A 19,234-nucleotide genomic window follows, 5' to 3' on the forward strand; every position below is an offset into this window, starting at 1 on the left:
ACCTTCCGGGCACCACAGTAATCAAGGAGTACACATGTCTGAGCAGAAGCTCACCGCAGAACTGCGCACCGAATTCGGCAAGGGTTACGCTCGCCGTGCACGCATGGCCGGCCAGATCCCGGCTGTCATCTACGGCCACGGCGCAGAGCCGATCCACATCAACCTCCCGGGCCGCGCCACCACGCTGGCAGTGCGCGTTTCCAACGCCCTCCTCGCAATCGACGTCGACGGCGAGCAGCACCTGACGCTGGTCAAGGACATCCAGCGCGATCCCGTAAAGCAGATCATCGAGCACGTTGACCTGCAGACCGTGAAGGCCGGCGAGAAGGTTACCGTCGACATCGCCATCCACGTTTCCGGTGAAGTTGCTCCGGGTGCTGTCGCCAGCCTCGAAGCCACCACGGTTTCCCTCGAAGCAGAGGCAACCCACGTGCCTACCGCCGTCGAGGTCAGCATCGAAGGCCTCAAGGCCGGCCAGAGCATCCACGCTTCCGACCTCGTCCTGCCGAAGGGTTCCACCCTGCTCACCGAAGGCGACACCCTGGTGGTCCGCATCGCTGAGACCGCTGGCGAAGCCGAAGAAGAAACCGCAGCTGCTGCCGAGTAGTCTTTGACTGCTTGAGGCTACTGCCTTGGAGTGGCCGGGTACCCTTGGGGTCCCGGCCACTTCCTTTTGCCCCTGACCGCGCCCCTGCTGTTCCCGTTGACGAGTTTTCCTAGGATGAGACCATGACAGACACCTGGCTGATTGTTGGCCTTGGCAACCCCGGCAGTGAGTACAGCAACAACCGGCACAACGTCGGCCAAATGGTGCTGGACGAACTGGCTTCGCGCATGGGCGGGAAGTTCAAGGCGCATAAGTCTCGGGCCCAGGTGGTGGAAGGCCGATTGGGCATCGGCGGCCCGCGCGTGGTCCTGGCCAAGCCCATGACGTACATGAATGTCTCCGGCGGCCCTGTTGCCGGCTTGAGCAAGTTTTTCGACATCGCGCCTGACCATGTGATTGCGGTCCACGACGAGATCGACATTCCCTTCAATACGGTCAAGCTGAAACTTGGCGGGGGTGAAGGCGGGCACAACGGCCTGCGGGACATTTCCAAAGCCCTTGCCACCAAGGATTACCTGCGTGTTCGTGTGGGAGTAGGGCGGCCTCCGGGGCGCATGGAAACTGCCGACTATGTCCTTCGGGACTTCGCTACGGCCGAGAAGAAGGAACTCCCGTTCCTCTTGGATGAGGCGGCCGATGCCGTGGAGTTGCTCATGGACCAGGGCCTGCTGGCTGCCCAGCAGAAGCACCACCCCGCCAAAGCTTGAGCAAATCTTGAGGAAAGCCTGATCAAAGCCTGACGGTCAGAGGGACCCTAAGCCCTACAAACTGTGGTCAACCGACGGTAATGTGCAAGTTACGCAAGTAAGCGGTGGGGGACTGTCGCGGATGTGTAGCTAAGGATGCGGATGTCGGCGGAGTTGCTAAACAGGGGCGGGGGAGGCGCAGCGAGGGCTGCGGCTCCCGATCTTGTGGGCGGTCAATCAGACAGGCAAACGTGGTCACTCCTGGCCCGGAGCCACGATTTATCCAAGGCCGGCAAGCATCTGGAATCACCGGATTCGTACGGCGTGGTCCTGACCGGTGAACGCGGGATCGGCAAGTCCGGCCTGGCCAGGGCAGTTGTCTCCTCCTTGGGTCCCAAAGTCCATAGCCTCCAACTGCGCAACACCGTAGCCAGTGGCCAGACCCCTTACGGCTGCCTTGGTTTCTTGTTGGCCCGCCTGCCCTCGGACGCCGTCAGTTCACCTACTGGCATACTGCACGCGGTCACCACCCTGATCAGGACCGAAGCCGCGGGCCGGGACACCGTGTTCATTGTGGACAACGCCGGCGGCATGGATCCCATGAGCACGGGTGTGCTGCTGAACCTCATGGCCACCGGAACCGCAAAGGTCATCGCCACTGTCCAACGGGCCAGCGACCTCCCGGCCGACTTCCACCGCCTGGTCCTCGAAGGCGAGCTGGGAGAGGTCCACCTCAATACGCTCAGTGAAGAACAGACCAAGCAGGTGCTCGGCTCGGTCCTGGGGCACTACGTCTCCTCAACCCTTGTGGGCTCCCTCCACTCGGCCGTGGGCGGAAACCCCATGCTCCTGCACGCCCTGCTCGAGGAGCAGCGGCATTCAGGGAACCTGGTGCTCAACGACTCCGTCTGGACCCTGCGGGACCGGATCAAACTAGAGGGCGCAACAGTGGTGGAGGACTTCGTCCGCTCCAGGCTGGCACGCGAACCCCAAGCCAGCCGGACCGTCGTCGAAATTCTGGCGTGCGCCCAGCGCGCAACCCTGGTGGACCTGGCCGCCATCTTTGGCACGGAAGTCCTGGTGGAGATGGAGGAATCGGGGCTCCTCACCGTTGACCGCTCCGGCGACCATTGGGTTTCGCTCCGCGACCCGTATGTTGGCGAGGTAGTCCGCGGATGGCTGAGCACCCGGCGTCGTCGGGAACTGAGGCTGATGCTTTTGGGCCCCAAGGAGCCTGAGCTGCACGGACTGGCTCCCCAGGACCTCTTGAGCTACGCGGCGTGGATGCATGCGTGCGAGGACGAGCCCGCGCCTTCGCCGGCCCACGCACTTGCTGCTGGTCGGGCGGCGCTGGACGGTTACGACCCCAACTTCGCCATCCAATGCACGCTGTCCTTGGATCCGAAGGACAGCGAATGGGTGCCCGGACAGCGGCTGAAGGCCGCTGCGTATCTCATGCTGGACCTTCCGCTGCACGCGGCGCAGGCACTGGACGAAGTCCCGGAATCCCTTGTGGCCACCTTGGATCCGCTGGAGTTCGCCGAAGTCACGGCAGCGAAATGCCAGGCCATGACGTGGATTGATGGCCGGTCCGCCATGGTGCCGGGCGTGATCGTGGACGGGCTGGAAACCCTTGAGGCGATATCGGCCGATCACCCTGCAGGGACGGTGACCAAAGCCCGCAACCGCCTCCAGCTCTGCAGCTACGAGTACAAGACCTACATGGGCGAGTACGCATCAATGGTGGAGGCCCTGGAAGAGGAACTGGCCAAGGACCCGGCGGAGGACCGTGAGCACTGGCTCAAGTCCGCGTTTTTCCTGATTGAGGCCCGCTGCATGCTGGGCCGTGAGCTTGACGCCCAGTTGCTGGCAAGGACCATCTCCCGCCACCTGGGGGACACGGACCGGCCGGCGCAGCTGGAAGAGTCCTTCGCCCGGCACGCGTTCCTGGTGTTGTTGTTGTCCGGCCAGTGGCGCAAATGCATCGAGCTCATGCGCCGTACGCCGTCAAAGTCATCACGCCTGCAATACAGGGGTGCACTCACCGAGCTGGGTGTGGGCCTTGCATATGCCTACGCGGGCAAGCCGTCCAGCGCCATCGAACCGTTGCGGTCCGCCGCAGCGCAACTTGAGCTCCGGCCGGCCATGAACATGATCAAGGTGGCCTATGCCGCCACGGCCTTCGCCTACGCGCAGCTGGGCAACTCCTTGGAGGCCGGCCGCTACCTTGACCTGTACAGGACGTGCCGCGGCGTGGGCACGTATTTCTCCGAGTCCGTGGCAGAGTTTTGCGCCGAAATGGCAGGGCGGTGGATGGGTGACCCGGACGTGAAGCAGCGGCTCCTGGCCAGGGTGCACAATGACATCGACAAGCAGCGATTCACCACCGCCGGCATATGCCTGTTCGGCGCCACCGTGCAGGGCACCGACGAGGAATACCGGCTTCTCGAAGAAATAGCAGGCAACCGCCAGGGTCCGCTGGCCAAGATCTCCGGCGACCTCGCCCGGGGCTCCCTGGACAGGAGTTCCCGCTCCCTGCTGGCCGCCGCCGACGCCGCAGCCGCCATGGACCTGCTGGTGGTTGAAGCCAGATGCGTTGCCATGGCCCTTGATTTTGCCCGGGATGCCGGTGAAACCACGGCCGCCCGGACAGCCCAGCTGAGGCTTGAACGGCTGGAACATTCGGTATCGGCTTTGCCGATCCAACCACGCAGCGATGCGCCGGTACTCACCGAGCGTGAACGACAAATCGCCAAACTTGCCGGGAAAGGTGTCAGCAACCGTGAAATCGCGATGGATATTGGGGTGTCTGTGCGGACCGTGGAAGGCCATCTGTACCAAGTGTTCACCAAGCTCGGCGTTTCGTCGCGAGGCGAGCTCAATGGTCTCCTGTGAACCGGGACAAGTAGGATCCATCGACGCGGTGCGGGTTGTCCATGCAGGCTGAACACCTTGTAGGCCGGGACGCAGAGCTGGATCTGGCTACCGAAATATTGCGGCAGGAAGGCGCAGGAGCGGTACTTCTGGTAGCGGACCCGGGCATCGGAAAAACTGCCATGGCAGCCGAAATCGCCGCCCGCCTGGCCGGGGAAATGGTGGTGATGCGCGTCCACGGGAGCCTCGCCCTTTCAGCGGTTCCCTACGGCGTCCTGGCGCCCTACCTTTTGGATTTGCCCGTGGAGCAGGCCACCTCCCCGGTGGCGATCCTCCGTGAGTTCTGGTCCCAGTTCGAGAAGCGGCGCGGTGGCGAAGGTGCGCGCCTGCTCCTGATCGTGGACGACGCCCACGACCTCGACGAGGGCAGCACCCAGATTCTGGCCGAGCTGGTGACCGCGGGCTGGGCCCGTCTGGTTGCCACCAGCAGGCCACGGCCGGGCCTGCCCGCTGCGTTGCTGCAGCTTTGGTACGACGGACTGGCGGAGCGCCTGGAGCTTCATCCCCTGGACAAGGAAACCGTCACTGAGCTGGCGGAAAAGACCCTCGGTGGGACAGTCATGGCCAGTGCTGCCGACGTGCTGCACTCCGTGTCCGAAGGCAACCCCTTGCTGCTCCGCTGCCTCCTTGATGATTCCAGGGCGGACGGCAACCTGGTGCGTCGGAACGGGGTCTGGTTCCTGACCCACGCGCTGACGGGAAACGGCGAGGGCCTGGCGGAGGTAGTGAGGAACCGCGTCCTCAGGACCAGCGAGGCCGAGAGGGAGGCGATGTACGTCATTGCCTTATCCGAGCCTGTCCCTGCCGCCGTACTGGACACACAGGTTGGCAGGGACACCGTCAGGGCCCTGATGGACAGCCGGCTGGTGCTCTCCACCAACGGGCCGGGCAGCCCGGTCAAGCTGTGGCACCCCATGTACAGCGAAGCCTTGCGCCAAATCGTCTCGCCCGCCCGCAGCCTCCAGATCCGCCAGCGCATGGTGCAGCACCTGCACGGTGAGCAGCCCACCGCTGAGGGGCTGCTCCGGATGGTGAGCTGGGCGCTGGACTGCGGGGCCGACGTCGACGACGAACAGTTGCTGCAGGCGGCGTTCCTCGCCGCCAAATTGTGGCAGAATCCCTTGGCGATCGCCGCTGCCCGCAAGGTGCGGTCGGACGCATTGCGGCCGCGGGCACGCGTTGTCATGGCCATGGTCCACTACAACGACGGCGACTACCGCAGTGCCGTGAAGCTGCTGGAGGAAGGCAACGGGTTCCTCGACGCCGATCCATCCGGGCCTTTGGGTGCAGGCCTTCTATGGGCGGCGTCCCGTGCGGCGATCGGCGACCCCTCCGCGGACATTGTGGCTGACGCCCGGGCTGCCGCCGAGGGCCTGGCTGGCGGACTCCCGAAGACGGATCCCGTAGCCGGGCAAGTCCGCAGGCATGCCCTCGCTCTGGAATTGGCGGCGCTGGCCCATGAAGGCCACTACCAGGAACTCCGCGAAGGTCTGGAGCGGTTTGCTGAAGGCCTGGGAACGGACCAGCCGGACTTTGTGATGAACCGGCTCTTCCTGCTGGCCATGCAGTGCGAACTCATGACAGTGGAAGGCCAAGCAGTCCAGGCGCTGGAAGCCGGACGCGAGGCCCTGGTCCTGCTGGACGAGCACAACGACGACCTGGTGTACTTCAGCGACTTCATCCTGGTCCGTTACGCGCTGGCCGCCCTGGAGTCAGGGGACTGGGCAGCAGCCGAGTCCGCCCTCCACCGCTATGCCGCCAGCTCCGCCATGGGACTCATCATTTTTGGTGGCGACATCCAGGCGCTCAAGGGCATGTCCCTCCTCCGGCAGGGCCGCCTGGAACAGGCTACAGCGCTGCTGACGCCCGCCGTCGAGGCACTGAGGGTCAAGGATCCGCAGCGGTTGCGGAGCCTGGGCAATGCCCTAGCGTTCTACGCCGCGGCCAAGTCCGGCGATGCAGAACTCGCGCAGCGCCTGGCAGGGGAGCAGGGGATCACCGCCCCCGGAGGGGCCTACGTAGAGGCCCTCGCAGAACTTTACCGGCTAGCCGGCCATGAACACCTGAAAAAGGGTTCAGGGCTCGAAAAACTGCGGAACCTCCCGGAAACCGGTCACCTGCAGCAACTGCCCGGAGTCCTGCTGCAGAACCTGGTCCTCAGGGCCGAGCTCGGAGACCTGCAAGCCATGGAACCCATCAAGAAAACAGCGTCCCTCATGGCCGGGGCCTGGGCCTCAGGCTGGCAGTCGCTGGCCGAAGCACAGCTGGGCGGTGCGGGCCAAGGGTTCGTGAACGCCGGCAACCTGCTTGCCGCGGCCGGCATGCCCGGACCTGCGGCGGTGGCGTTCGACAAAGCAGCTGTCAGTTTCGACTCCGAGGGCAAACGCCCCGAGGCCCGGCAGGCAGCGGTGCTCCGCGACGTCAGCGAGGCCAGCCTGGGTGACGCCCTGGTCCATGATCCGCAGACCGAGGCCGACCGTTCCGTCCCGCTGACCCGGCGCGAGCAGGACATTGTGGCGTTGGCAGTGTCAGGACTCACCGACCGGCAGATCGCTGAGAAGCTCATGGTCTCCGTGCGCACTGTGGAAGGCCACTTGTACCGTAGCTACGCCAAGCTTGGCATCCGTCGGCGCGAAGATCTCGGGGCCGCCGTCCGTCATTGACGGACCCTGCGTTTGAGTACCCGCAATTACTTGCCCGGGCCACTTGTTCCCGGGATCCTGCGGAATTTAACCATTCAATGGAGTAAAGCGCGGGTGTTCCGTGTCCGAACCAAGTAGTGCCCTGTCCGAAGACTGAGTACAACACAGTATCGGGGCGCCAAAAGCCCCCAACTATTCGAGTACCAACTACTGATGTACGGCATTTGCCCGCCCGGCAATATTGATCTTGGAAGAACGGTTCAGCCCCAAGCATCACCGGGATTCCGAAAGTCGCATCATCCGCATCGGTGGTCTCTTTGAGCCGATGCCCCGGCCGCCGAAAGGTGGTCCGGCCCTGGACGAAGCCGGCGGCGACAGAGTCTTCTGAGACCGAGACTCTCCCCCCAGCCGTCGCCGGCTTCTAGGCCAGGGATCCCGCGAACCGCGGACATCGACCCTCCCGGACCATGGGACTTCTGTTATTGGAGTGTGCATGTTGCCGGACCCCTGGCTGGACGAAGAGACCGTCACAGTCGGGCCGAGGCCATCACCCTTCCCGGACCGGACACAGCTGCTCGACCTCATTCTTTCCGCAGTACCGTCAGCCTCCACCAGCGGCATAGTAGTGGTGGGCGACAGAGGATCCGGAAAGAGCCACTTGTTGCTCTCCGTCAAAGCCCGGCTTCCCGAAACCGTGGACGTGCGCACCTTCTCCGGGAAACCCGAACTCAAAGCCATCCGCTACGGCGCCCTGAGCGCGGCGCCGGAAACGGCCGGCGACGAAACAGTGCCTCCGGGACTCCACGTCCTCCGGGCACTCACCAGCACCCTGGGGCCCGCCGAATACTTGTACACGCCGCCCCTCGGCCGGAGGCGGAGCAAACGGCATGCGCCGCCTGCACGGCCCCCGTTGGTCCTGCTGGTGGACGATATCCACTACATTGATCCGGCATCCCTGGCAGTCCTTCTGCAACTCATTCCCGGCTTCGGAGCCACGCTGGTGGCAACGGCCGACAGCCGGCGCCCGCTGCCGCAGGACCTCTACCAGCTGTGGGAAGACGGCTTCCTGGAGCAGTACTTCCTGCCACCGTTCACGTTCAGCGAGGCCCACGCACTGTGCGAGGGTGTCCTCGGCGGCAAGGTCCAGCGACGGACCAGCAGCCTGCTCTCGGCAATGAGCGGCTTCAACGTGGGGCTGCTCTGCCTCGCCATAGACGACGCCCGCAACGCCCGGCTCCTGGTGCAGCGCGATGGCTACTGGAGCATCGACGTCCGGGCCCATTGCGAATGGCCGGGAGTGGTTGAGCATGTCCGGTCCGAGAATGCTGGCCGGCCTGCCGAGGAACGCCAAGCTCTGGAACTCATCGCGCTCGCAGAACCGTTGGCCGTAGACATTGTGGAGCACAGCTTTGGCCGGAAGGCCGTGGAGCACCTCCTCGCCAAGCAGCACATCAGGTTGTTGGCAGGCAGGCCCCAGCTGGTCCGGACGAGTTCCTGGCTGCGCGGTGAAGGAACCCGATTGTCTGTGCCGCAGTCGCGGAGCACTGCCCTCCGGCTCGGGGTCGAAGAACCGGCACTCACGCGGGAGACTGCGCCCACCATGCTGCGCTGGATGACATGGACCCTGGACTGCGGCCTCAGCCTGTCCGACGAGCTTCTCCTGGCCGCGGCACCCGCTGCGGACAGGCCCTCCATGGCCGAGCTGGCCATGCGGGCCGCTGCTGCGGTGTCCGAGCACAGGGACGAGGCGAGGCTGCTGCGCGCACGTGCGCTGGTTACCGAGGGCCAACTCCGCGAAGCGACTCCCGAATTGCAGGAGTTGGCAGCCGCGGCGGCATCGCCGGACGTCCAGGCCGAAGCTGCGCACCGGCTGATGGCGTTGGGGCTCTTGGGCGCTGGGCACGCTGCGCCCGGGGCCCCGGAGGACTGGACAGGGACCGCCGGGCAGCTTGTGCAGGACATCCTGGAAGCTGAACGCCTCCTGCTCTCCGGCGTTGCTCCGGAAGCGTTGGAGAAATCGTCAGCGGCGATGGCTGCGATCGGCGCTGATCCGGCCTTGGAGATGTTCCGGCCCGGAGCCATTCTCAGGCACGTGGTGTGCCTGGGGAACAGCTTGGTGTGGGGCCAGGTGGACTCGCTCCTGGAGTGCCCCTCCGCCTATGCGATGCCCTTGCACCTTGCGGTGGCTTTGGAAGTGGCCCGCGGTTATGCGCAGCTCAGCCAGGGACTCCCACGGGCTGCGCGGCGGACGTTGGAACCGGTGCTGGCTGAACTGCCCGACGCCGGCCTGCCGCCCGTCCTGTCGTTGGCCGCGGCGCTGCTGGCCTACTCCGAGGCGTTGTGCGGGAACGCCAAACAGGCCAAGGCAAGGGTGCAGCAGAGCCAGGGTGTCCGGGCCTATGTGGATACTGGCCACGACAGCCTGCTGGCGCAGCTCACCACCTTGTTTGTGGCGGCCGCCCGGGACCAGCTGTCCGGAAAGTCCAGCCACCTGATGGCGTTGGCGGACCAGTTCAATGCCCAGGGCAGCCCCTGGATGGAGGCGGAGGCGTTGTCCCTCCTGACGCTCAACGCCGGAAGTGCCGCCGTCGACGATTTGGTCATCCAGCGCCGCCTTGGTGCGTTGGCTGCCTCGCTCCACGGTCCGCGCGGGACAGCGCTGCAGACCTTTGCTTCCGCTTTGCTGGAGGGCGACCCCAAGACCCTCGAATCGGCGGGCCGGAGCCTGTCCTCGGACCGGCAGTTCGCCCACGCAGCCATCTGCTATTCCCGGGCGGCCAGCGGATATGAGGCGCGTACGCGCAGCGCAGCGAGCCGCCGGGCGTCGGCACTGCTCGAACGCTTGCGCAATGCCTTCGACAGTGACGTCGTTCCACCCCTGGGATGGTTGCCGGGGAGGGCGGGCAGCTGACGTGCTGTACAGCACACCGCCCGGGACGGCCCTCCGTGGGATAATTAGGAGTCCCTGAAGGATTTCCAAGGAGCGACCCTTGACTGCCGTATCAACTCCCGCTTCACTGCAGCGGTCCGTGCATGCCATGGACAACGCTGAGGTGTTGCGGATCCGGAACGACTTCCCTGTGCTGGACCAGCTGGTCAACGGAAAGCCGTTGATCTACCTTGATTCCGGCGCAACATCGCAGAACCCGCTCAGCGTGATCGAAGCGGAGCAGGAGTTCTACGAGCAACGCAACGCCGCTGTTCATCGCGGTGCCCACCAACTTGCGGTGGATGCCACGGAAGTGTTCGAGGACGCCCGCCAGACTGTGGCGGACTTCATCGGCGCGCAGTACGAGGAAACCGTGTGGACCTCCAACGCCACCGAGGGCCTCAACCTGATCAGCTACGCTTTCTCGAACGCGGCTTTGTGGGCCGCGCAGGGCCGGGGCAGCTCGGCGCTGAAGGACCTCGCCATCGGGCCGGGGGACGAAATCGTGGTCACCGAAATGGAACACCACGCCAACCTGATTCCGTGGCAGGAGTTGGCGTTCCGGACCGGCGCCACGCTCAAGTACATCCCCATTACTGACGACGGCGCCCTTCGGCTCGACGCCGCTGCGGACATCGTGGGGGAGCGGACCCGGATCCTGGCGTTCACGCACGCTTCCAACGTCCTGGGCACCATCAACCCCGTGGCCGAACTCGTGGCCATCGCCCGCCGTGCAGGCGCCCTGGTGGTCCTGGATGCCTGCCAGTCCGTGCCGCACATGCCTATCGACGTCAAGAAGCTGGACGTGGACTTCGCTGTGTTCTCCGGCCACAAAATGCTGGCACCCACGGGCGTCGGCGTCCTGTACGGCAAGCAGGAACTGTTGGATGTCCTGCCGCCGTTCCTTACCGGCGGTTCCATGATCACCACGGTCACCATGGAACGCGCCGAGTACCTGCCCGCGCCGCAGCGCTTCGAAGCCGGAACCCAGCGCATTTCGCAGGCAGTGGCGCTGGCTACAGCCGTGAATTACCTTGCCGAGACCGGCATTGACCGCATCCACGCCTGGGAATCGACGCTGGGGCAGCGATTGGTCACCGGCCTTGAAAGCATTGACGGCATCCGCGTCATTGGTCCGGCCTCCGGGGCCGAGCGGATCGGCTTGGCTGCGTTCGACGTCGCCGGCGTCCACGCCCACGACGTCGGGCAGTTCCTTGACGATCGCGGCATCGCCGTTCGCGTCGGCCACCACTGCGCCCAGCCGCTGCACCGCCGCCTTGGCCTGACCGCTACAACCCGTGCGAGTACCTACCTCTACAACACCACGGACGACGTCGACGCTTTCCTCGATGCTGTTTCGGGCGTACGGGCCTACTTCCAGGCCTGATCTCCGGCACCTTGGCCGGCCGGCCGCCAACCTACGAATTCCTCAGAACGGGCAACCAGCACCATGAGTCTTGACCAGCTGTACCAGCAGATCATCCTGGACCACTCCAAGCAACGGCACGGCAGCGGACTCGCTGAAACGGCTGCGCCTGTTGGGGCGTCCACCGGCCAATCCCACCAGCTGAACCCGGTCTGCGGGGACGAAGTCACTCTGCGGCTTGCCGTGGCGGACGGAACCGTCCAACAGATCAGCTGGGACGGCGCAGGCTGTTCCATCTCCATGGCTTCGGCCTCGGTGCTGAGCGACCTCGGCGAGGGGATGTCCGTCGAGGAACTGCACGCCGTGATCGATAACTTCCGCGAGCTCCTGCGCTCCCGCGGCAAGATCCAGGCCGACCCGGAAATCCTCGGTGACGCCGCCGCTTTCGAGGGCGTCGCCCGCTATGCAGCCCGCGTCAAATGCGCCATGATCTCGTGGGTGGCCGCCGAGGACGCGCTCAACCAGGCCACCACCACCTAGGCACCCCCGCGGCTAGGCGCGGCCGAAGACGTCCGGTACGCCGTCGCCGTCGTCGTCCCGTTCTTCGTCTGCCTGCACCTGCCGGTACCGCCGGTTACGGGCCTTAAGCACGACGGCGGCCAGGAGCGCCGAGATCAGCGAACCTGCCAGGATGGCCACCTTGGCGTGGTCATTGTGGGCGGAACCTGCGCCGAAGCTCAGCTCGCCGATCAGCAGCGAAACAGTGAAGCCGATGCCGGCCAGCAGGGCGAGTCCGAAGAGGTCGATCCACGCGATGCTGGAGTCCAGGCTGGCGCGCGTGGTTTTGGTGACAAGGAACGTGGTGCCGAAAACGCCCAAGGCCTTGCCGGCCACCAGCGCCGCCACGATGCCCACGGCCACTGGATCCCTGAGCGCAGCGCCCATGCCGTCGATTCCTCCCAATGCAACGCCTGCCGAGAAGAAGGCGAAAACCGGCACCGCGAATGCGGCCGAGAAGGGCCGCAAACGGTGTTCGAAATGCTCGGCCAAGCCCTCAGCCGGCTCGCCCTTCTTCCCGCTCGCAATGACCGGCACCGCGAAGCCAAGGAGAACTCCGGCGACCGTGGCGTGGATCCCGGAAGCGTGGACGAAGCCCCACGTTGCCAGTGCCAGCGGGAGCAGCAAGTACCAGCTGCGAATCCGCTTCTGGACAAGGAACGTGAAGAGGGCCAGCGGAACGAGCGCGGCCAGCAGCATGACGGGCTGAAGGCCCGTGGAATAGAAGAAGGCGATGATGCCGATGGCGATGAGGTCATCCACCACGGCGAGCGTCAGCAGGAACGTCCTGAGCGCCGCGGGGAGGTGGGTGTTGATGACCGCAAGCACTGCCAGGGCGAACGCAATGTCCGTGGCCGTGGGAATGGCCCAGCCCTTGAGGGTTTCAGGAGACCCAAGGTTGAAGAGGACGAAGATCAATGCCGGCACCACTACGCCACCGATGGCCGCTGCCACGGGGACGATGGCACGGGCTGGTTTGCGCAGTTCCCCGGCAACGAATTCGCGTTTGAGCTCCAGACCTGCGAGGAAGAAGAACACCGCCAGCAAGCCATCGGAAGCCCAATGTCCCAGGCTCAGCTCAAGGTGCCAGGGCTCATAGCCGATCTTGACGTCGCGGAGGGCGAAGTAGCCGTCTGCTGCGGGGGAGTTGGCCCAAATGAGGGCGACCACGGTGGCTGCCAGGAGAAGCGCGCCGCCAACGGTCTCCGTGCGGAGTATCGACAGGATTCGCTTGTACTCGGGGTAGCTGGAGCGGGTGAAGACTTTGCTGGTCTGGTCTTTGGGCGTAGCCGGCCGGGGCTGGCTTGATGGATGGGGCACGAGGCTCCTAACGGTGGGCGGGCATCACGAAGAAATCGCCGACCAGACTTCCCGGCACACCAATGTCCATCTTACCCAAGTAACTGGCATTAGTGGTTGCTCTGAGCCCTCAGAACAACCACTACTGCCAGTCAGTTGGGTGAAACCTAGGCGACGAGGCCCGTGATCCCGATGGCCGCCGTCGCGAGTCCCAGCACCATGGAGATGGTGACCAGCACGACGTGGACCGTGAGGAACTTGGTGGCCTTGCCTGCTGCGTCGCGGGCGCGGGGATCCTTCATAACGCGCTTGAGGAACTGCGGCCAGACAACCAAGGACCACACGCCGGCAACGATCAGGACAACCGCCAGGATTGCGGGAATCTGCACGCTAGTGGCTTTCGAGCCAGGCCTGCGCCTGCTGCGACTGGATGTTCAGGGCCTTGCCGACCATGGGCTCGGCGGCGTCGGCGATCTTGCCGCCCAGGAACGGAACCGAGGAAGAGACGGTGCCTTCGAGTTCGATCCGGGTGTTGGCGCCGTCGGCCACCAGACGCTGGACAGCCGTCACGTCGAGCGGTGCACCCGAGATCTTGAGGGCAATGTTGCTGGCGCGCGAGCCATCAGCGGCAGGGGCTTCCCACTGCTCTTTCTGGGTCACAGTGAGGGTTTCGCCGACGAACTTGCGGGCGATCTCCGGGAGCCGCGTGGTGGGCAGCGTACGGACGGTGGTGGTGCTGAACGCGCCGGCGGTGTCGCCGTCGATCGTGAACGATTCCAAGGAGCCGCCCACCAGTTCGCTCGTGTGACGCAGGAATTCTTCGTCGACAAATACGGCCGCAACGCGGTCGACGCTGTGCGGCAGGGTGGTGGATGCACTCAGGGCCATGGGTCCTCCGTGGATGGTGGTGGTGAAGCTTTTTAGCTCCCAACATCCTACGGGTTGTCCGTGGCCACCCCCGAACCCTGCGGTTGCTCCGCCTCTTGGAGCGTCATGGCAGCTGCCGAAATATTACGGGCCATCGACGGGAAGATCACCCCGTGGAACGGGTAGACGCCCAGCCAGTAGAGCCTTCCTGCCAAGCCCCGCGGGAAGAAGATGGCTCGCTGCTTGTACAGGCTGCCGTCGCCGTCGGGCTCTACCGCCAACTCCAGCCAGGCACCGCCAGGCGCCCGCATCTCGGCCCGCAGGCGCAGCAGGTGTCCGCGGTCGATTTCTTCAACCCGCCACCAATCCACAACCTCGCCAGTGTTCAGCGTCTTGGGGTGCCGCCGTCCCCTCAGCAGCCCGGCTCCGCCCTGCAGCTTGTCCAACCAGCCACGGACCCGCCACGCCAAGGGAAGGGAGTACCAGCCGTTCTTGCCGCCGATCCCCTCGATGATGGTCCACACATGCTCCGGCCGGGCATCGCTGTGAAAGGTCCGCTCGTCCAGGAACACCTTGTAGCCGGCCCAATCGGGATCGCTCGGAAGGGGATCGGCATCGATACCCGCATTCGCCCACGTGGTCTCCACCTGTCCGTCCCGTTCCTTCCCGAGCGCCAGGGCCACGGCCCGCCGGTACGGCGTCAGACCGCCGTCGGGCTGGGGAAGGTAACGGTCGACGTCGTGCTCCCGCGACACCGCGTCGTGCTGCAGCGACTGCACCAACGGGAAGGACATGGACAACGGGATAGGGGTCACCAAAGCAACCCACAAACCGGCGAGCTTCGGCGCGGGCACGGGGAGCGCGATGACCAACCGCCGGGGCAGGCCACGCTCCACGGCGTAGTCGTTCATCATCTCCTTGTACTTCAGGACCTCACGGGAACCGATGTCGAAGGAGCGGTTGAGCTTGTCAGGAAGCGCCGCCGCTGCCACAAGGTAGTGGAGGACGTCCCGGACGGCGATGGCCTCGATCCTGTTATTAACCCAACTGGGTGCCGGCATGACGGGAAGGGTGTCGGCCAGGTGCCGGATCATCTCGAACGAAGCCGAACCGGAACCGATGACCACCCCGGCCTGGAACACGATCGAATCCACTTCAGACTCAAGGAACACCCGGCCCACGGTCTCACGCGAACGCATATGCGTGGAAAGCGCCGTGTCCGCCGGGTGCAGGCCGCCGAGATAGACGATCCTGTCCACGCCCGCACCGGCAGCGGCGCCCGCCACCAGACGGGCCATGGCTTCCTCCTTGGCCTCGAAGCCGCTGCCGGAAGCCATGGAATGGACCAAGTAGTACAGGACATCCACGCCGGCCAAGGCCTCCTTGAGGCTTCCGGCGTCGGAAAGGCTGTCCGCCACGATCTCAACGTCATCATGCCAAGGAACATCGGCGATCTTCTGGGGCGTGCGGACCAACACCTTGACCCTGTGCCCGGCTTCGAGGAGCCGGGGGACCAGGCGGCCGCCAATGTATCCGGTGGCGCCGGTAACCAGAACAGTTTTGGGCTGCTGCGGAGTAGTGGAAAGGGTCTCTTCGGAAGGCTGCAACGGAACTCCTGGGGCTGGAGGGAGGGGTAGGCTGGAATGACCCGGCATTCATGCGAATTTCCGGGCATTTGTGTTGCCTGCCCTTGGACCCACCCTAGGAGTTTCAGCCATGAGCCTCAACGGTCTGCGCCGCGCACTGGCGGAGGACAAGACTTTCGCGCGCGTCCGAACGGAGGCACAGCGGCCCTTCAGCGACCGCAACACCGACTACCAGATCAGCGCTCCTACCGGCATGCGTGCTGTGCTGCTCTCCGAAATGGCCGATGCCTTGGCTGACGCCGATGGCGCGGGCGCTCCCGTTGTCCTGGCCGTCACCGCCACCGGCCGCGAAGCCGAGGACCTCACGGCCGCGCTCGCGTCCTACCTCCCCGCAGATTCCGTTGCCACCTTCCCCAGCTGGGAGACCCTCCCGCACGAGCGGCTCTCCCCGCGCTCGGACACCGTGGGCCGCCGGCTCTCCGTCCTGCGCCGCCTGACACACCCGGAAACCTCGACGGCGGCACCCCTGCGAGTGGTGGTGGCTCCGGTCCGCGCTGTGGTCCAGCCATTGGTGGCCGGTCTGGGTGATTTGGTTCCCGTGACGTTGCAGGTGGGTCAGGAGCGCTCCTTCACGGACGTGGTCCGCGCTTTGGCGGACGCTGCCTACGCCCGGGTGGACATGGTGACGCACCGGGGCGAGTTCGCGGTCCGCGGCGGCATCCTCGATGTCTTCCCGCCCACGGAAGACCACCCCATCCGGGTGGAATTCTTTGGTGACGAGGTGGACCAGATGCGTTGGTTCGCCGTGGCCGACCAGCGCTCGCTGTCCGCGCCCGGGGTCCACCACCCCACGGAGCTGCACGCCCCGCCGTGCCGAGAAATCCTGATCACTCCTTCTGTGATGTCCCGTGCGGCGAAGCTGAAGGCGGAGATGCCCGCGGCAGCCGACATGCTGGAGAAAATCGCCGGCGGCATCGCGGTTGAAGGCATGGAGTCCCTGGCACCGGTATTGGTGGATGCGATGGTTCCCTTCGTGGACCAGCTCCCTGCCGGGTCCCTGACCGTGGTCATCGAACCCGAGAAAGTGCGCACCCGCGCGCACGACCTCGCGGCGACGAACGAAGAATTCCTTGAGGCGGCCTGGTCCACGGCGTCCGACGGCGGTGCGGCGCCCCTTGATCTGTTGTCCAGCGCCTCCACCGACTTGCACGCTGCCAGTTTCCGTTCCCTGACGGACACCCGCTCGGCTGCGCTGGAACACGACGTCTCCTGGTGGTCCATCACCTCGCTCGCCACCGACGAGGACCTGGTCCTGGACATCGACGTCCTCAACATGCGCGCGCGTGAACCTCGGGGTTACCAGGGCGATGTTGCCGAGATGCTGGAATTCCTTGGCACACGAGTCCGCGAACAGTGGCGTGTAGTTGTGGTCACCGACGGTCCCGGGCCCGCCCAGCGCCTGGCGGAGTTGTTCCACGATGCCGACATTCCGTGTTCCCGCGTGGACTCCCTGGACAAGGAACCCCAACCGGGCATCATCGAGGTGACCACCGCCGCCGTCGGACGCGGTTTTGTCCTGGACGGACTCAAACTGGGCCTGTTGACCGAAGCCGACCTGCTGGGACGGGCCACCGCGAGTTCCACCAAGGACATGCGGCGCATGCCGTCCAAGCGACGGAACGCCGTGGATCCCTTGCAGCTGCATGCAGGCGACTTCGTGGTGCATGAGCAGCACGGTATTGGCAGGTTCGTGGAGCTCATCCAACGCAAGGTGACCGGTACCTCGGCCTCTGATGCGGGACTTCGTGAGTACTTGGTGCTGGAGTACGCGCCGTCCAAGCGCGGTGCGCCCGGGGACAGGCTCTTCGTGCCGACGGACCAGCTGGACCAGGTGACCCGCTACGTAGGAGGGGATGCTCCGGCCCTGAGCAAGATGGGTGGCGCGGATTGGTCCAGCACCAAGTCCAAGGCACGCAAGGCTGTCAAGGAAATCGCCGGCGAGCTCATCCGCCTGTACTCGGCCCGGATTGCGTCCCGTGGACACGCGTTCGCCCCGGACACCCCGTGGCAGCGTGAGCTGGAGGAAGCCTTCCCCTACGTGGAAACGCCCGACCAGCTGACCACCATCAACGAGGTCAAGGCAGACATGGAGCGCGAAATTCCCATGGACCGCCTGGTGTCCGGCGACGTGGGCTACGGCAAGACCGAAATCGCGGTCCGCGCGGCCTTCAAGGCTGTCCAGGACGGCAAGCAGGTAGCGGTCCTGGTGCCCACCACCCTTCTTGCGCAGCAGCACTACGAGACCTTCACCGAGCGTTTCTCCGGCTTCCCGTTGCGGGTGAAGCCGCTGTCCCGCTTCCAAAGCGGCAAGGAAGCCAAGGAAACAGCCGAGGGCGTCAAGAGCGGTGCCGTGGATGTAGTGATCGGCACGCACCGCCTGCTGTCCAAGGACTTCGAGTTCAAGGATCTTGGGCTGGTGATCGTGGACGAAGAGCAGCGCTTCGGCGTGGAACACAAGGAGGCGCTCAAGAAGATGCGCACCAACGTGGACGTGCTGGCCATGAGTGCTACGCCTATTCCGCGAACCTTGGAAATGTCCCTGACCGGCATCCGTGAAACGTCCACCCTGGCCACCCCGCCGGAGGAACGCCATCCGGTGCTGACCTACGTGGGCCCCTACACCAACAAGCAAACCTCGGCCGCGATCCGCCGTGAACTCATGCGTGAGGGACAGGTGTTCTTCGTTCACAACCGGGTGTCCTCCATTGAACGCATCGCCGCGCAAATCCGCGAGCTCGTCCCCGAAGCGAGGGTGGAAGTGGCGCACGGGCAAATGTCCGAGAGCCGCCTTGAGAAGATCATCGTGGACTTCTGGGAGAAGCGCTTCGACGTGCTTGTCTGCACCACCATCATTGAAACCGGCCTGGACATCTCCAACGCCAACACCCTGATTGTGGACGGGGCAGACAAATACGGCCTCTCGCAGCTTCACCAGCTCCGTGGCCGTGTTGGCCGTGGCCGCGAACGTGCCTACGCGTACTTCCTTTACCCCTCGGAGAAGCCGCTGGGCGAGGTGGCACTGGAACGACTCAAAGCCGTCGCAGCGCACAACGAGCTTGGCGCCGGCATGCAACTGGCCATGAAGGACCTCGAAATCCGTGGGGCCGGAAACCTGCTGGGCGGCGAGCAGTCCGGCCACATCCAAGGCGTCGGTTTCGACCTCTACATCCGGCTGGTGGGTGAAGCTGTGGCCGAGTACCGCGGCGAAGCCGAGGAGAAGGCTGCCGAGATGAAGATCGAGCTGCCGGTCAACGCCCACCTGCCGCACGACTACGTGCCCGGGGAAAGGCTGCGCCTGGAGGCATACCGCAAGCTGGCTGCGGCCATCACCTACGAGGCCATCGACGAAGTGCTTGCCGAACTCGTGGACCGCTACGGCGAGCCGCCGCTGCCGGCCCAAAACCTCATAGCCGTGGCGCGCTTCAGGGTTGGTGCCCGCGAAGCCGGCCTGTCCGACGTCGCACTCCAAGGCAACTTCATCCGGTTCTCGCCGGCGGAACTGCCGGAGTCCAAAACCATGCGCCTGAACCGCATGTACCCTGGTTCGCAGGTTAAGCCGGCACTGGATGCAGTGCTGATTCCCAAACCCAAGACCGCCCGGATTGGTGGCCGCGACCTTCAGGACGCCGAGATCCTGCAGTGGGCAAACAACGTCATCGAAGCGATCTTCACCGATGTACCCGTGAAGGCAGGCTAAGCG

At 65.0% G+C, this 19,234-nt stretch carries 12 protein-coding genes; 8 read left to right on the forward strand and 4 right to left on the reverse strand.

All coding sequences use genetic code 11. The features are described 5' to 3' along the window. Positions 1-34 precede the first annotated feature (34 nt). From ACFRJ9_RS20475 to sufU, 7 genes are all read left to right on the forward strand, one after another. The gene (locus ACFRJ9_RS20475; protein WP_377671811.1) at positions 35-607 is read left to right on the forward strand and encodes a 50S ribosomal protein L25/general stress protein Ctc; all 573 of its coding nucleotides are present in this window, start codon (positions 35-37) and stop codon (positions 605-607) included. A 122-nt stretch (positions 608-729) separates the two neighbouring features. Continuing rightward, positions 730-1,314, forward strand: coding sequence for an aminoacyl-tRNA hydrolase (gene pth, locus ACFRJ9_RS20480; RefSeq protein ID WP_377671814.1), 585 nt, complete (start codon positions 730-732; stop codon positions 1,312-1,314). A 141-nt stretch (positions 1,315-1,455) separates the two neighbouring features. Further along, positions 1,456-4,188 carry a LuxR C-terminal-related transcriptional regulator gene (locus ACFRJ9_RS20485; RefSeq protein ID WP_377671817.1) on the forward strand — a complete coding sequence of 911 codons (2,733 nt, stop codon included), beginning with the start codon at positions 1,456-1,458 and terminating at the stop codon, positions 4,186-4,188. 41 nt (positions 4,189-4,229) lie between these two features. Continuing rightward, positions 4,230-6,890 carry an AAA family ATPase gene (locus tag ACFRJ9_RS20490; RefSeq protein WP_377671820.1) on the forward strand — a complete coding sequence of 887 codons (2,661 nt, stop codon included), beginning with the start codon at positions 4,230-4,232 and terminating at the stop codon, positions 6,888-6,890. Positions 6,891-7,362: 472 nt separating this feature from the next. Then, positions 7,363-9,780, forward strand: coding sequence for an ATP-binding protein (locus tag ACFRJ9_RS20495; protein ID WP_377671823.1), 2,418 nt, complete (start codon positions 7,363-7,365; stop codon positions 9,778-9,780). A gap of 79 nt (positions 9,781-9,859) precedes the next feature. Next, a complete protein-coding gene (locus tag ACFRJ9_RS20500) occupies positions 9,860-11,185 on the forward strand; it encodes a cysteine desulfurase (protein WP_377671825.1) in 1,326 nt (441 codons plus the stop codon). A 63-nt stretch (positions 11,186-11,248) separates the two neighbouring features. Beyond that, positions 11,249-11,704 (forward strand): Fe-S cluster assembly sulfur transfer protein SufU, encoded by a 456-nt coding sequence (gene sufU, locus ACFRJ9_RS20505; RefSeq protein ID WP_377671828.1) that lies wholly within the window; start codon positions 11,249-11,251, stop codon positions 11,702-11,704. Between the two features lie 12 nt (positions 11,705-11,716). Here the strand turns inward: sufU and nhaA are convergent, their stop codons facing one another. The 4 genes from nhaA to ACFRJ9_RS20525 all read right to left on the reverse strand — a co-directional run bounded on the left by nhaA (position 11,717) and on the right by ACFRJ9_RS20525 (position 15,495). Then, the gene (gene nhaA, locus ACFRJ9_RS20510) at positions 11,717-13,042 is read right to left on the reverse strand and encodes a Na+/H+ antiporter NhaA (RefSeq protein ID WP_377671831.1); all 1,326 of its coding nucleotides are present in this window, start codon (positions 13,040-13,042) and stop codon (positions 11,717-11,719) included. A gap of 146 nt (positions 13,043-13,188) precedes the next feature. Then, complete coding sequence (locus ACFRJ9_RS20515; RefSeq protein ID WP_377671833.1) at positions 13,189-13,410, reverse strand: SCO4848 family membrane protein; 222 nt, start codon at positions 13,408-13,410, stop codon at positions 13,189-13,191. Position 13,411: 1 nt separating this feature from the next. Next, positions 13,412-13,909 carry a DUF2505 domain-containing protein gene (locus tag ACFRJ9_RS20520; RefSeq protein WP_377671836.1) on the reverse strand — a complete coding sequence of 166 codons (498 nt, stop codon included), beginning with the start codon at positions 13,907-13,909 and terminating at the stop codon, positions 13,412-13,414. Between the two features lie 47 nt (positions 13,910-13,956). Then, positions 13,957-15,495, reverse strand: a complete 1,539-nt coding sequence (locus ACFRJ9_RS20525) for an SDR family oxidoreductase (protein ID WP_377671839.1) — start codon at positions 15,493-15,495, stop codon at positions 13,957-13,959. 109 nt (positions 15,496-15,604) lie between these two features. Between ACFRJ9_RS20525 and mfd the strand changes: the two genes are divergently transcribed. Next, complete coding sequence (gene mfd, locus ACFRJ9_RS20530; RefSeq protein WP_377671842.1) at positions 15,605-19,231, forward strand: transcription-repair coupling factor; 3,627 nt, start codon at positions 15,605-15,607, stop codon at positions 19,229-19,231. Positions 19,232-19,234: the final 3 nt, after the last annotated feature.

This window comes from Paenarthrobacter sp. NPDC056912, assembly GCF_042786555.1.
Lineage (GTDB): Bacteria > Actinomycetota > Actinomycetes > Actinomycetales > Micrococcaceae > Arthrobacter.

Excerpts from the sequence above, each read along its gene's own strand:
- ACFRJ9_RS20475 (WP_377671811.1), top strand. The coding sequence starts at position 35 with ATGTCTGAGCAGAAGCTCACCGCAGAACTGCGCACCGAATTCGGCAAG.
- pth (WP_377671814.1), top strand. The coding sequence starts at position 730 with ATGACAGACACCTGGCTGATTGTTGGCCTTGGCAACCCCGGCAGTGAG.
- ACFRJ9_RS20485 (WP_377671817.1), top strand. The coding sequence starts at position 1,456 with ATGTCGGCGGAGTTGCTAAACAGGGGCGGGGGAGGCGCAGCGAGGGCT.
- ACFRJ9_RS20490 (WP_377671820.1), top strand. The coding sequence starts at position 4,230 with ATGCAGGCTGAACACCTTGTAGGCCGGGACGCAGAGCTGGATCTGGCT.
- ACFRJ9_RS20495 (WP_377671823.1), top strand. The coding sequence starts at position 7,363 with ATGTTGCCGGACCCCTGGCTGGACGAAGAGACCGTCACAGTCGGGCCG.
- sufU (WP_377671828.1), top strand. The coding sequence starts at position 11,249 with ATGAGTCTTGACCAGCTGTACCAGCAGATCATCCTGGACCACTCCAAG.
- ACFRJ9_RS20520 (WP_377671836.1), bottom strand. The coding sequence starts at position 13,909 with ATGGCCCTGAGTGCATCCACCACCCTGCCGCACAGCGTCGACCGCGTT.
- mfd (WP_377671842.1), top strand. The coding sequence starts at position 15,605 with ATGAGCCTCAACGGTCTGCGCCGCGCACTGGCGGAGGACAAGACTTTC.